Here is a 13,874-nt window from a genome sequence, read left to right as displayed (position 1 = left end):
TTGAAAAAACTGCTCACTTTGCTAGCTTACCGAGCAATGGGTATGGCTAGCAAACGACTACATTTACTGAGATAAAAAGTTGAGGTAACGGTGAAAAAGCTAGGTTAGCCTGTTTCGTGTTATACGCTCGATGATTCCGGTGGTAGAAACGCCATCCTCAAAAGTTAACACTTGCACCTCGCCGCCGTTGGCAATCACTTCTTTTCCACCAGCGATTTCTTCAATTTGATAATCACCACCTTTCACCAGTATATCTGGTAAAAGTGAGGCAATTAACCGCTGTGGCGTATCTTCAGTGAAGGGCACAACCCAATCAACTGCACTTAAGCCTGCTAACACAGCCATGCGGCGATTAGTGTTGTTCACTGGCCGCCCAGGACCTTTAAGCTTAGTCACCGAGTCATCAGTGTTTACTGCTACAATAAGTCTGTCACCTAGCAGCGCGGCTTCTTCTAAATAGGCTACGTGGCCAGAGTGCAATATATCAAAGCAACCATTGGTCATAACAATACGTTCGCCTCGCGCTTTCGCCGCAGCCATCGCCATCTCAAGCTGCCCTTCGGTCATCACACCGCCATCTAAATGCACAGATTGCTCACCTAAGGCTAGCGCTAATTCGGTATTGGTTACCGTAGACGTACCTAATTTCCCTACCACTACACTGGCGGCTAAATTAGCTAACACGCAAGCGGCTTGCAGGGGTAATTTACTCGCTAAAGCTACTGCTAACGTAGACACAACTGTATCTCCCGCACCGGTAACATCGTAAACTTCTTTGGCTTTTGCAGGTAAATGAAACTCTGCATTATTACCCTCAAACAAGGTCATCCCTTGTTCAGAACGGGTGAGTAGTAAAGCATCTAACTGCAAATCAGATTTAACGCTTTGCGCATTTTCAACCAGTGACTTTTCTGTTGTAGACTCGCCCACCACATGGTTTAACTCTTCCATATTCGGTGTGATTAGCGTGGCATTAGCATATTTAGTGAAATCGCTCCCTTTGGGGTCGACAATCACTCGCTTGCCTTTTGCTTTCGCTGCTTGAATAAGTGCCTGAGGATTGCTTAAACAGCCCTTGGCGTAGTCAGATAATATAACAATATCAACATCATCAAGGGCGCCATCAAACGCGTTTTCTAGTTCAGATTTATCTGAATCAGCAAAGCTCTTTTCGAAATCAAGTCGAAGCAATTGCTGATTTCTACTCATCACACGAAGTTTAGTTATTGTGTCTTGGCCTTCAACGGCAAAAAACTGGCAATCGATATCAAAAGACTCTAAGCGCTCACGTAATAGTTTGGCATTTTCATCGTTACCACACATACCGAGCAAGGTGACTTTAGCCCCAAGAGTGGCCACGTTCACAGCCACATTGGCCGCGCCGCCAGGACGATCTTCAGATGACTGAACATTCACTACAGGTACAGGGGCTTCAGGGGAAATACGACCTGTGCCACCGCTCCAATAGCGGTCTAACATTAGGTCACCTACAATAAGCACTTTCGCTTTACTAAAATCTGGTAAAATCATTGATGAGACAACTTTATCGATGTATTTCAAATTGCCAATGAGTATAACAGCCAACAACGTGAATACCCACCAGCAGCCGTCAACTTGGTACCTTTATCTTATCGAAAATAAACTGGGTCAATTGTATACGGGCATCACGACTTCGCCGGGACGAAGAATATCTCAGCATAGGGGTGAAATCGTTGGGGGCGCTCGGGCATTAAAGGGAAAAGGCCCTCTTCACTTTAGGGCCATTTTTTTAATCGGAGATAGGTCAACAGCTTCGCAAATTGAATACAAAGTAAAACGGCTTTCTAAAGAGAAAAAACGGGCTATCGTCAAACAGAAGCTTTTGCCTAAAAATCTATTTGAAAACCTATGTGAAGATCTATATCGAAACAGCCAGTATATTTCTCCTTCTGAGTATCAGTAATATCGTTTGTAATTAAAGCCCTCAAGTTTGCGCTACAAATGTTTACCAAGCATATTTCAGGCAACCACTTCCCCTGCTCCGTATTGATTTCTATATTCCTCATATTTGTATCAATATCGATCCAAATATTTCAATTTAACATTATTTAATTAAAAGCTTTGTTTTAACTTCGGGTAATTATAAAAGCTCTACTTTAGAGCCATCACCTCTTAAAAACGGCACCCTTATTGCTATTTTTATATACTTAAAACCAGCAATAAGGATGTTCCTCATGATTATCGGTAATCAAACACCTATCTACAGTCAATACCAGCCAGCTCAACAACCTAAAGACCCAAAAAAAAGCGGCAATGAATTGCCTGATGTCACAGGAAAAAATACAGAATCAAGAACTGTAGACATGCACAACATTGGCATGGATGAATTAAATGCACTTATCAAAGAAACTGGTGATGGTCGATTACTTGTTCTCCCATATGATAGCTTTAAATTTGAAAACGGCTCATTCGTTGGCGTGGAGAGTAAAGACTTTATTGCTCAAATAAAAAACAGTCGAGATTTTGCAAAAAGTATAGGAGATGCAAAATCAGAAAAACAATGGTCAGACTTCCTTGATGTACTTCATGAATATGATGGGTATCAATTGTCTCCTAAGCTCAATGTTAAAGCATAAATAAAATGTATTACTTTATGCTTTAACATTATAAATTTATTGAATATAAATTGAATTACTCCAAGAGCTAGATGACAAACTAGCTTAACCGCCAAGTACACCATTTATCACCATGGCAGTACCTATGCTTAACGTAAAGCCCAGTGAAGCTACGCCAACGTTGTGTTGTTGGTCGACTTCTTGCCTAAAGTTCATACCAAACATAATCACTTTTTTGTTGATTAGCACCAGTATATGCAATGCGATAGCTAACGCTACACTTACCACTAGCCAGCCTGTTACATTACTTACATAACCTGAAGGGTTATAAATCAGTAAGTTTTTCGCTGCTGAAACTATCATAGCTGTGCCTAGTAAATTGCCCGAGTGCTCTATGGCTAACGCTAACTGACCTTTTCGAAGGGCACCTTGAAATGAATCGTTTTGATTATCTTTTGCATAGCGCACTTCTAAGATACGTGTCATCACCAACAACATGGTAAGTACAACAGAGAATCCTGTCACAATAGCAATGATGGCATTCATGTCACTACCATCCACCCATACCATAATATTTCTTAATACAATGGCACTTGCTACTAAGCTTGCAGCATCTACCAGTGCAACACTTACACTGCGCTCTGAAATCATGGCGTGAGTATCAACACGATTGAGTACCAGCTTGTCATGGGCAAAACGACCAAACTTCACCAGCAGAATACCGACAATACCAAACGTTACCATACCAGTTGCTGCTTCACTGTAGCCCTGCCCGATATGTCGACCTACCACAGAACTAAGTACGATACACAGCGACAACATGCCACCCGCTATACTAATACCAAAAGCAAAATTGTCTTTAATACCAAGTTCTTCGGTCACTGAGTTCTTTCGCATGAGCCCAGTTACCCACTTCATAACCACCAACAGTGCTAGGGCGATACTTACATCGATGGCAAGGTAAATCCATAAGTCAGAACCTAGCGGCACGAGTTTAATTAAAGCATCCACGTATTGTTACTCCTTTTACCTAAACACAACCTTAGGGTGGTTACGCCCCAAAAACTGTGACAGACTCTTTTTTATCTCAACGTTTTGAAATATTTATTATTGTCGAAGCCAGTATTATGCCAACAGACAACACAATTACCATGAGCAATGCACAACTAGCTAACGAAACCTGGGAAAAGCTTTCAGATAATGAACGCTTTAATAGTGACTTAGCGCATCATCGAAGCGATCTCACCACCTTATTTGGGCGCTCGCTATTTTTTGCAGAGGCTTGCCTTCAGCACCCTGAGTGGGTTGGTGCTATGCTGGTTGAATCGATTCCTGACGAGCCGCACACCTTCTACAATCATGCTGTTACGCAAAAACTTGAGAATGTTAAATCCGAAGATGAACTGCTTCGCGCACTTCGCCACTGTCGCCACTTCCATATGGCTGCGATTACCCTACGAGATGGACTTAACAAACAGACTATTACGCAATCGTTAGCGCAGGTTTCGGCATTAGCCGATGTATTAATTACATCAGCTTATCAATGGCTTTACACCATGCTAAGTGCAAAACATGGTGTGCCCTATGGTGAAAATGGTCCTATTCATATGTACATTTTGGGCATGGGGAAATTAGGTGGCCGTGAACTTAACTTTTCGTCAGATATCGATTTGATTTTTGCCTATCCCGAGAAAGGCATGACAAATGGTGAAAAGAAACCCATTGAAAATCAGCAATTTTTTACCCGCCTAGCGCAAAAGTTGATTCAAGCACTTAACAAGGTCACCACCGACGGGCAAGTGTACCGAGTAGACATGCGATTACGGCCATTCGGTGAATCAGGGCCTTTGGTGATGCACTTTGACGCCATGGAAGATTATTATCAAGAGCAAGGCCGTCATTGGGAACGTTTTGCAATGGTGAAAGCGCGGGTGATCAACGACGATAATTCAGAGGACGTAGCCTTATTAAACGCCATACTTACGCCTTTTACCTTCAGGCGGTACTTAGATTTTACTACCATCGATGCACTAAGAAATATGAAGCACCTTATTGCCACCGAAATTAGACGTAGGCGCTTGAGCAATAACATTAAGCTTGGTGCGGGCGGTATTCGCGAGGTTGAATTTTTTGCGCAAAGCTTTCAGCTTATTCATGGTGGTAGAGAGCCTGAGTTACAAAGTAAGTCGCTACTTACTACCCTTGATAAGCTTGCTGAGTTTGAAATTGTTGAACCTGATGTGACTGAACAACTTCGGACAGATTATTTGTTTCTTCGTAAAGTTGAGCACACGCTTCAGCAATGCCAAGACCGTCAAACTCAAACCTTGCCCGACAGTGAGTGGGAGAAAAACGCATTAATTGCCGTGCTTGGTTTCAGTTCTTATGACGAGTTTATGGCGAAGCTGCAAAATACCATGTCTAGAATACATGGGCATTTCAATGAATTAGTTGAAGAAGCTAAAGATACTCACACTAGCGAAGATACGTTGTATGACGCATGCCGCGACGCCTGGCAACTCTCCCTCGATAAAGAAGAGTTTAGCAATACGCTAACCCCTTTTATTAACGCAGAGGAAGCGCAGGGTATTTGTACCCAGCTACAAGCGTTTAAAACCAATCAGCGCGGATATCGAATGGGTCAAAAAGGCGAAGACACGCTTAATAAACTCATCCCCGAAATACTGTATGTTTTGATTAAGTTCGACCCTAACAAAGCCAACGGTGTATTAAAGCGAATCTTCGGCGTAATAGATGCAATTACGGGCAGAACAACCTATTTAGATTTATTACTGGAAAATCCCAATGTTCTGCAACAATTGGTCAAACTTTGCGACAGGAGCGAATGGATAGCAAATGAAATCAAACGCTTCCCGTTACTGTTAGATGAACTGCTCACCCCACTCTATTTACAACAGCAAAATTCAGATATCACCACTAGCAAATACGAATACGCCCAAGAGTTGCGCCAAACTATGCTGCGAGTTGAACACGACGATGTTGAGCTTGCTATGGACACTTGGCGACAGTTTAAGCTTTGTCAGCAATTGCGCATTGCCGCCAGTGATATTAGCGGCTCGTTACCTATCGCGAACGTAAGCGATAAACTTACTGTATTAGCGGAGGTGCTTCTTGAGCAGGTTGTTGAAGCAGCGTGGCACCAAGTTTCAGCGCGCTTTGGTGCGCCGAGTCACTTGAATGATGGCGATCTGGGCTTTGCGGTTGTTGGTTATGGCAAGCTTGGTGGCTATGAGCTTGGATATGGCTCTGATCTCGACCTTGTGTTTTTGCACAATGCCCCCCGTCAGTCCACCACCGATGGGACTAAGTCTATCGAAGCCCAGCAGTTTTACATCAAACTTGCTCAGCGTATTATGCACTTGCTGAATACCAAAACCTTATTTGGTCAGTTGTATGAAACAGATTTACGCTTGCGCCCCTCCGGAAATGCCGGGCTGCTTTGTTGTCATGTAGATGGATTTGAGCGCTACCAACAAGAAGAAGCGTGGACATGGGAACATCAAGCGCTGGTGAGAGCCCGCGGTATTTGTGGTGATATATCACTGCTTAGTGCGTTTAATACTGTGCGTCATAACATTCTATCTATTCATAGAGATCAGGCTTCGCTATCTACTGAAGTAAGCGAAATGCGAGCGAAAATGCGCAAGCACTTACTTTCTACAAGTAATCAAAAAGTCGATTTAAAGCAATGTGTGGGAGGTATTGCGGACATTGAATTTATGACTCAGTATTGGGTGTTAGCCCATGCGAACAAGATTGAAAGCTTAACGGAATTTTCAGACAATTTGCGTTTACTAGACGCTACCCATAACGCAGGCATTATTGATGAAAAACAATCTCAAGCTCTGCAACAAGCTTACCTTGCGCTAAGAGAACAATATCATCACCTCACTCTTGCCGACACAAAGTATGCAGAGCAAACCGAGCATTTAAGTCAAATGAGAGAGACGGTAAGTGAATATTGGCGGGCATTGTTTGGCAGTGGTGCCGACACTGATAGCAGTAATGGTAATAATAACAAAGGTGAGCAGTAGCTCACCTCTGATTTAGCTAATCATCAACGAACTAGAGTACATCGGGCAGCTAAAAAGTCGGTTTCTTCAGCGGTCACTACTAAGGAACGTTGCTCGGGGCATAGATAGGCATTCACTTGCCCTTCGAAGCTACTGTCGATAGCGCTAGCAATTTTTGCCAACGAACCGGCTACCGTATTATCTAACTGAAACTGATGTTTGATTATGAAGTCTTGCTCTAAATTCCATATCAGCTGCATTCCTTCCGCTTGCGCAAAAGTAGAGATAGCTTCTCGCAGCGTACTCCCTTCTTTAAAGGTGCGGTATTTTTGCTCGCCAGTCCAGCTAGTATCTACTGTCGTATTTAAGCTGGACATGCTCTCTAGTCTGCTATCAAGCTGGGGATCAACGCCACCAGTTTCGATGACAAAACTCCCCTGTTCTTCTTTTACTGGATCGGTGGAAGACATTCTAAATTCGCGGTAAAACTCGCTCAATCCCTTTGCCACCGACTTTTCTTCAACAGGTTTACCAGAAGGAACGTCATCACTGTTATTTTGTTGCAAATAAATCATCACACCCGCAATCACTATCAATACGAATGCCAGCGCTACGTGACGCGCCCAAAATAATGTATTTGAATAACCTTTTTTAGCCATGACTTTATTAATGCTTCCAATAACTTAAACCCAAGGTACAGCTTACCTCGCTTTTACTTTTCGCACAAAAAGCGCGCTACATCAGTAATTGTACACCTAACGATGTAATAGGTAACTGCTCCGTTAGTACAATGACGGGGTGTCTTTACTGGGTCTGGTTTTAAACCGTTTGTGCATCCACAAGTAACTTTCAGGCTGTTCTTTAATGGCCTTGTCGATATGGGTGTTCAATTCCGTTAATGCAGCAACATCGTCCATATCCCCTAAATGCGTCAATGGTGGGTATATTTTGATCTTGTAACCTTTCGCAGTGTACTGAGACGTAATTATCATGGGTATACTGGTAGAGCGACGAATAAACATCAGCGTAGCAGTAGTGGTCGCGGTTTCAGCGACCCCACCAAAGGGGACGAACACGCTTTGTTTTGGTCCGTAATCTTGATCTGGAAGGTACAAGCAAAGCTCTTTGTCTTCCAAGGCCATTAATAAGGCCTTGGCATTTCGCTTATCAATCATGTACTTATTTGAGCGGTTACGACCATGGTACTGTAAATAGTCGACTAGCGGATTATTATGCTTTCTATAGAAGGCGATGCTTGGGTGGAAATAACCAATCCCCCTGCATGCAAATTCAAGATTCATATTGTGCAGTGCCATACCAAAAACTCCATGGCCGCTGGCTATGGCCGCTTCAACATGCTCTGCACCCTCAATTTCTATGGCCTTTTTCACTCGCCAATCAGGCCACCACCACCCCATAGCCGTTTCAAATAACGCCATACCGGTTCTACGCACGTTTTCCTTTAATAGTGCCTGCACTTCTGACTCTGATAATGAAGGGTTCCAAAGTTCAAGGTTTCGCTTTGCTACGCGCACGCGCTTGGGAACGATTTTCGCAATCAGTTTACCTGCACCACCACCAATAAATCGTATGACTGGTAGAGGGAGCCAAGTGATGATGTAAAGAAGGAATACTCCTAGCCATACTGGCCAAAATTTTGGAGTAAGAAAAGACAGTTTGAATTTAGGAGCCTTAATTGCCGCAGCCAACGCACTCTATTCCTAACAAATTAAGAGGAGCGCTATTGTAGCAGACCAAATTAAAGTCGAAAGTGCGTTGGTGGAATAATTCGACACTACTGCCGTGGCATTTTGTTTTCAATGCGCCAAGCTTTGGTTTAACAATCTCGATAAACGTCAAGTTTTGAAAAAAGGTTTCCCCTCCCAATCAAGCGATTTAGTGAGCGCCGTACTCTTTGTCTATCTGCTTCAACTTTTTCTCAAAAGTTTGAAAGTGATCGTCTTTTTCATAATCAAAGTGATATTGATTATGGAAACCAAATTGCAGTTTACAATTTTTATCTTCAATAAATAGCGTGTAACCATCGAGGTCGGTGTACGCAACAATACCATTCAGATGATACTGGTCTTCTTTCTTATCACCGTTAGTTCGGATTTTTTCAAACACCTGTAACAGAAATTTACTGTCTAATTCATTTTTCATAAATGGCTCCTTAGTTTTTGACTAGCAACTCTTTTTACGCTGAATGATAGTGTTTGGATTACACCGCTGTACTTGTATGTGTTTGGTCACCCAACCCTATTGAGCATTAAAAATTGTAGCGAAAGCCCAAAGACACTAAATGCGTTGAGAGGTCGTCCTCCCCGCCTAAGTAAATATATTCCAGTCTCACCATAGATTTTAGACCAACATGATAATCAAACCCAAGGCCAGCAATACCTGCAACCACACCCTCATCAAATGAGCATGCATCACCTAACAAAGCTGAGTTTCCACAGTAGCGCGTACTTGCGATATCAGCGTTAGCAATCCCTAATTTGTAATACAGCTCCCCATACTGACTATTTGCTTTTCCAAGTACAGCAAGGTAAAGCGCGTCACCCGAAAGCTCGGTATCACCTTCGCTATCATTAGTTAAATTAAGGTAACCCACTTCTGCATACCACTGCCTGTGGATTTGGCGTCCAAAAGCAACACTGTAAGCTAGCCCGCTATTTTCGACATTTGTGAACTCAAAATCACTAAACCCAACTGACGCGATACCATAATGAGTAGAAGCACTATGTGCGTTAAACATTGAAAAAAGCGCAATAAAACCAACGACAAACTGCTTCATTAAAACCTCAAGTTAGAACCACAAAAAATAACCCTAATAGTAAATAACTAGGGTTACGAGTGTAAATGTTTAATTTAAATCAGAAATAACGCCTCGTACTAAAAAAAGTACTCAAGGGTAAATTGGAGATGATCATCTCTTCTTAGGAAATAAAAGGTATCGTCAGTATCATCACTTGAAAAGAAATAGCCATCCAATTTCCAGCGCCAATGAGGTGATATACGACTGGACGCTTCAATAAATGCACTAGATGTACTCGATTCATCTAAATCTTGCACGTACCCCATTAGCACTTCGGTTCCATCAATATCGTTAAAGATAAACCGTAAGCCCACCATAAGGTCGTTTTGACCCACAGCAAAAAAGTTATCTTCACGCTCGTCGAACTGGTACTCACTCAATACACCTAGGCCATATTGAGTGTCGAATATGCCTTGTGTGGTGTATTCGAAACCTGTCACTACCGCAGTAAAATCTTCCGATTGCCCTTCACGATATATCGACTCAAATTTAAGTAACCACGCACCATAAACGGTGAGTAAATCAACGCCTACCTGACTGATTTGCGCGTAATAGGGAAGAATCTCTGGCTGACCTTCGTCATTTACCGTCGTAACAAGTTCTGGCTCTCGGCTTGTACCTGAAAAATAAGATAGCCCCACTTCCCAATCACTGATACTTGATTGCCACCTCAGCGCATAATCAACATGGCTTTGCTCACCATCCGACTCGTACAAGGCATCTCCTACCGCAATAGGCGGTCGCAAACGTCCATCAGCACTTTCAAAGGTACGCTCTCTAAAATAGGGCAACACAAAGGCTGAAAACGTGCCGAAGTCACTAAAGTAAGAAACATTAACCATAGGCTGACCAAGTTTATCTTCGCCATCTACCGCTTCAATGGCATCGGTTTGATTAACGATGTCGACGAGGTGGATGGACTCGGTTTGCCCCCAGAATACTCTTCCAATCCCTATTTTGGTTTCCCATGTGTCTGCCACATGCATCCACTGCAGTTCTCGAACATCGAAATGTGTTCTCTGCTCATCGTGTTGGTCGGCCCTGAAAAAGGGTTTAAACAGCAAGCTGTCTTCACCATCATTCCACTCAGTATAAGTTTCGGGGCTAAAAAAGACTGAGCCGTAAGTTCTTTCTTGTACTTCGTAGAGGGCGTCTTGCATGAAATAGCGCAGCTCTCCACCGGCAGAGCCTGTTATTTCCGTGTTGGCCAGTAAAGAGAATGAAGCCGTAATACTCGATACAAATAAAGCGATGGATTTAATCACGAATTACCGCGCTCTTTTTAAACTGTTTTTGTCAAAATCTGATTCTGACAAGTCGGTATCAAAAATTAAGCTTTCTGTAATTAGCGACGTAGACTTACGCGTTTGTACGTTCGTCATCTCGCTGCGAATAGGACGCCAGTATTTCTCTTTATAAAGCTCGTAATCTTTTAGCTCAAGCACCTTTAGTAGCGCCCCTTTCTTATCGTAAAACTCAACTTTATGTACACGGTAGTGAGACTTATCAATCCATACTTTTTGCAGCGTATAACCTGAATAGTCATATTGAGGAACTTGCTCTAATACAAAGCAGGCTTCACCATTAATCGTCTCGTCACCCACATAGGAATAAGAAAATTTCTCTACTTCGAATGATGTCATGTCTTCAAAAGCAAACTCACTGCCGACAAATGGCCCACTCTTGTTTCTAGACGCGATACGCTTTACCCGTTTTAAAGCAGGAAGAAATATCCACTGTTCATCAGCATCGAAAACATGGGAGAAGCTCAAAAATGCAGTCCCTTTTACATCCCGAGGCGATTGAAAAACCGTTAGTGCTTTATCACCATCATCGGTTAACTCCATCGATTTCACGTTGAGTTTACGGGTTGCTTCTTGGCCTTGCGCATTGCGCAGTACCATTAAGATTTTGGCCTCTGAATTATTCCACCCACGATCTCTCGCTTTTCGCTCTTGGGCTATTTCCAGTCCCTTTGCGCTAGGCTCACTCTCGGCGGCAACGCCATTAAATGTGGTGATAGATATGAACGACGCCAGTAAAACAAGGCTAATGTATCTCACTATTCTTCTCCGGTAACGGGGTTTCATCTTTATCCAACCACATTAACAACGCGGGTAGGAAAATAAGGTCGACGGCCAAAGCCGCGACGATAATTATAATGGTTAAAATGCCCATATGCGCATTCAGCATAAAGCTTGAAGACGCTAGCACACCAAAGCCGACTGTCAGCACGATTGTGGTTGTGGTCAGTGCCATTCCAACCGTATTAAATGCATAAAGCACACTTTCTTTAACCGACTTACGGGTCAGCCTCGCCGACTGATACTTCGACAAGAAATGCACTGTATCGTCAACAATAATGCCCATGGTCATACTGATAACCACCGACAGTGCCATATTAATTTGGCCAGAGATTAACCCCCAAACGCCAAACCCGATAGCGGCGGGTAGCAAATTAGTAAACAAGCTTACCAACCCCAGTCGCCACGAACGTAACGCGAACAATATCAAAACAGAAATAAGGACTAAGGCATAAATAGAGCCCTTTACCATACTTTCCATATTTCGATCGCCAATATGCGCAAACATTAAAGGCGGACTTGCGGCTTCCAGACGGTTGTCGCTGCCAAGGCTTTTAAAATACGCTTTGGCATCAGACTCTAATGCGGTTAAATCTTTACTGCCTAAGTTATCAATAACGGCGATAATTCTCATTGCCGATTTATCAATATCTAACTGATTGCTTAAGTCTAGACCAAATGGCAGCGACATTTCGTACAGCAAAACATACTGCGAGGCCAGCTCCCCATCTTCTGGTAATCGATAATAAGTATCGTCATCGCCATGCATATTTTTATTTAACCGTTTTAATGTATCGGCAAATGACAGCACATGATGAACTTCTTCTTTATCGCGCAGCCATTTAGTGAGTAATTCTACTCGCGCTAAAAAGTCAGGTTCTGTAGCACCATAAGGGGTATCAGAATAAATGACGAAGTCGATGTTAGACATACCACCAAGCTTCTCTTCATTTATTTCCACAGCTTGCCCAAACGTACTTCTATCGTCGAAGTACTTCACTGCAACATCATTTAACTCGTTATTGGTAGCAAAAAAACTGATGCCCACAATCACTACCGCACAAATGGGTAACAGAGCTCGGTAATTCGATGTGACTCTATTTCCCAATCGCTCGAAGATCTTATTATTTTTTGTTGTCTTCACTTTTAGCGGCTTCAATAGCAATAAAGCAGGCAGGAACCAAAGCGATAATACACAAGCGAGCATTACACCAAATGCAGTCATGTTACCTAAATCGGACAAGACAGGAACGGCAGAAAAGTTCAGCATTAAAAAGCCAATCGCCGTGGTAACACTGGTGATAATAATAGGCTTAGTATTAATTCTTAAGCTTTCATTGATCGCATTAGCGTTAGTGAGGCCGCGCCCAAGAAAGTACTGCACACCCACAATGATGTGGATACAGTCAGCCACTGCCAGCGTGGTTATCATGGTGGGGGCATTTACCGTAGCGGTACTTAGGAACATACCAAGCCAGCCAGATACACCAATGGATGTGGCAATAGATACAATGACCACTAATAATGTGGCAAGGGCTGCAAACACGGAACGAACAATCACGCCTATCATGACAATGATAAGGAAAAACATGAGGGGAATAAGCGTACTTGCGTCTTGCTGTGCAGCCACCGCAAAGGCATCGTTCATTACAACCATACCGGTAAGGTAGATAGTGTGGCCGGAGTATTTTTCCTCTAACTGCTGCTTTAATGCAGTGGCAGCCGTGGCGATTTCGATTACTTCTTTCGTTTGGTCGCCGTCAGGTAGTTGAATGGTCGTATTCACTACCAAAACATCTCCTGGGTACGATACTAACCTTCCGGTTAGTTCAGGGGTACTATCAAGTACATTTTTAATATCCGTTATTTCTGAATTCGAGAGCGAACCCGTGGTAATTAAGTCTTCTACAATAAGATCGTCATCTTCGGCGTAGGTGTATTGGAAGTTAGATATGGACTCCACGCGGGTAGAAAGAGGGAGTTGCCATGCAGCTTCTGTAAGCTCAACAACTAAAGATAAGGTAGACGGTTTAAACACATTATCGTCGTCGGGCACCACCATAAAAGCGACATTTTCGCTTTTATTAAATATGTTCTGCATTTCTTCAAAGGCAAGTCGTTGCGGATTGTCAGGCTCAAAAAATACTTTGTAGTCGCCCCTAAAGTATAAATTTTTGGCACCGACTATCGCTACTAACATCGCAACAATAACCACACAGATAGTTAACTTTGGTGACGCAAACCACCTTGATGTGTTCGATGATGTTTCTTGCATTACAACTTCCTGTAACTCGCTCTGTTATCGAAAGTTTACCCGTAAATGGTTAATAAACATAACTCAGTT

General features: G+C 42.9%; 12 protein-coding genes. 3 read left to right on the top strand and 9 right to left on the bottom strand.

The window, feature by feature from the left end; translation table 11 throughout:
* Window positions 1-99: 99 nt before the first annotated feature.
* Entirely contained in the window at window positions 100-1,530 is a 1,431-nt protein-coding gene (gene hldE / locus J8L84_RS09575) for a bifunctional D-glycero-beta-D-manno-heptose-7-phosphate kinase/D-glycero-beta-D-manno-heptose 1-phosphate adenylyltransferase HldE (protein WP_211070501.1), read from the bottom strand.
* Between the two features lie 19 nt (window positions 1,531-1,549).
* Between hldE and J8L84_RS09570 the strand changes: the two genes are divergently transcribed.
* Both J8L84_RS09570 and J8L84_RS09565 read left to right on the top strand, forming a co-directional pair.
* Entirely contained in the window at window positions 1,550-1,942 is a 393-nt protein-coding gene (locus tag J8L84_RS09570; RefSeq protein WP_211070500.1) for a GIY-YIG nuclease family protein, read from the top strand.
* A gap of 271 nt (window positions 1,943-2,213) precedes the next feature.
* Window positions 2,214-2,615 (top strand): hypothetical protein, encoded by a 402-nt coding sequence (locus J8L84_RS09565; RefSeq protein ID WP_211070499.1) that lies wholly within the window; start codon window positions 2,214-2,216, stop codon window positions 2,613-2,615.
* Window positions 2,616-2,699: 84 nt separating this feature from the next.
* On the opposite strand, the gene J8L84_RS09560 is transcribed toward J8L84_RS09565, so the two are convergent.
* Window positions 2,700-3,605 (bottom strand): DUF350 domain-containing protein, encoded by a 906-nt coding sequence (locus J8L84_RS09560; protein ID WP_063456886.1) that lies wholly within the window; start codon window positions 3,603-3,605, stop codon window positions 2,700-2,702.
* A gap of 116 nt (window positions 3,606-3,721) precedes the next feature.
* Here J8L84_RS09560 and glnE point away from each other — a divergent pair, with 116 nt between their 5' ends.
* The gene (gene glnE / locus J8L84_RS09555) at window positions 3,722-6,649 is read left to right on the top strand and encodes a bifunctional [glutamate--ammonia ligase]-adenylyl-L-tyrosine phosphorylase/[glutamate--ammonia-ligase] adenylyltransferase (RefSeq protein WP_211070657.1); all 2,928 of its coding nucleotides are present in this window, start codon (window positions 3,722-3,724) and stop codon (window positions 6,647-6,649) included.
* A 23-nt stretch (window positions 6,650-6,672) separates the two neighbouring features.
* Here the strand turns inward: glnE and J8L84_RS09550 are convergent, their stop codons facing one another.
* The 7 genes from J8L84_RS09550 to J8L84_RS09520 form a co-directional block, all read right to left on the bottom strand.
* Window positions 6,673-7,287 carry a TcpQ domain-containing protein gene (locus J8L84_RS09550; protein WP_211070498.1) on the bottom strand — a complete coding sequence of 205 codons (615 nt, stop codon included), beginning with the start codon at window positions 7,285-7,287 and terminating at the stop codon, window positions 6,673-6,675.
* A gap of 123 nt (window positions 7,288-7,410) precedes the next feature.
* The gene (lpxL, locus tag J8L84_RS09545; RefSeq protein WP_211070497.1) at window positions 7,411-8,337 is read right to left on the bottom strand and encodes an LpxL/LpxP family Kdo(2)-lipid IV(A) lauroyl/palmitoleoyl acyltransferase; all 927 of its coding nucleotides are present in this window, start codon (window positions 8,335-8,337) and stop codon (window positions 7,411-7,413) included.
* A gap of 187 nt (window positions 8,338-8,524) precedes the next feature.
* Entirely contained in the window at window positions 8,525-8,791 is a 267-nt protein-coding gene (locus tag J8L84_RS09540; protein WP_057790447.1) for a DUF3081 family protein, read from the bottom strand.
* A 106-nt stretch (window positions 8,792-8,897) separates the two neighbouring features.
* A complete protein-coding gene (locus J8L84_RS09535) occupies window positions 8,898-9,425 on the bottom strand; it encodes an outer membrane beta-barrel protein (RefSeq protein ID WP_211070496.1) in 528 nt (175 codons plus the stop codon).
* A gap of 98 nt (window positions 9,426-9,523) precedes the next feature.
* Complete coding sequence (locus tag J8L84_RS09530; RefSeq protein WP_211070495.1) at window positions 9,524-10,711, bottom strand: hypothetical protein; 1,188 nt, start codon at window positions 10,709-10,711, stop codon at window positions 9,524-9,526.
* A gap of 3 nt (window positions 10,712-10,714) precedes the next feature.
* Window positions 10,715-11,509 (bottom strand): outer membrane lipoprotein-sorting protein, encoded by a 795-nt coding sequence (locus J8L84_RS09525; RefSeq protein ID WP_211070494.1) that lies wholly within the window; start codon window positions 11,507-11,509, stop codon window positions 10,715-10,717.
* Window positions 11,496-13,805 (bottom strand): MMPL family transporter, encoded by a 2,310-nt coding sequence (locus J8L84_RS09520; RefSeq protein ID WP_211070493.1) that lies wholly within the window; start codon window positions 13,803-13,805, stop codon window positions 11,496-11,498. Before J8L84_RS09520 ends, J8L84_RS09525 begins: the two co-directional genes overlap by 14 nt.
* Window positions 13,806-13,874: the final 69 nt, after the last annotated feature.

The organism is Alteromonas sp. MMG017, from assembly GCF_018100795.1.
Taxonomy (GTDB): domain Bacteria; phylum Pseudomonadota; class Gammaproteobacteria; order Enterobacterales; family Alteromonadaceae; genus Alteromonas.
The sequence above is the reverse complement of the archived record's forward strand: the minus strand, read 5'-3'. Positions and strand labels throughout refer to the sequence as shown.

Coding starts and splice junctions, on each gene's coding strand:
- hldE (WP_211070501.1), bottom strand. CDS start 1,530: ATGATTTTACCAGATTTTAGTAAAGCGAAAGTGCTTATTGTAGGTGAC.
- J8L84_RS09540 (WP_057790447.1), bottom strand. CDS start 8,791: ATGAAAAATGAATTAGACAGTAAATTTCTGTTACAGGTGTTTGAAAAA.
- J8L84_RS09565 (WP_211070499.1), top strand. CDS start 2,214: ATGATTATCGGTAATCAAACACCTATCTACAGTCAATACCAGCCAGCT.
- J8L84_RS09535 (WP_211070496.1), bottom strand. CDS start 9,425: ATGAAGCAGTTTGTCGTTGGTTTTATTGCGCTTTTTTCAATGTTTAAC.
- J8L84_RS09570 (WP_211070500.1), top strand. CDS start 1,550: ATGTATTTCAAATTGCCAATGAGTATAACAGCCAACAACGTGAATACC.
- J8L84_RS09550 (WP_211070498.1), bottom strand. CDS start 7,287: ATGGCTAAAAAAGGTTATTCAAATACATTATTTTGGGCGCGTCACGTA.
- glnE (WP_211070657.1), top strand. CDS start 3,722: ATGCCAACAGACAACACAATTACCATGAGCAATGCACAACTAGCTAAC.
- J8L84_RS09520 (WP_211070493.1), bottom strand. CDS start 13,805: ATGCAAGAAACATCATCGAACACATCAAGGTGGTTTGCGTCACCAAAG.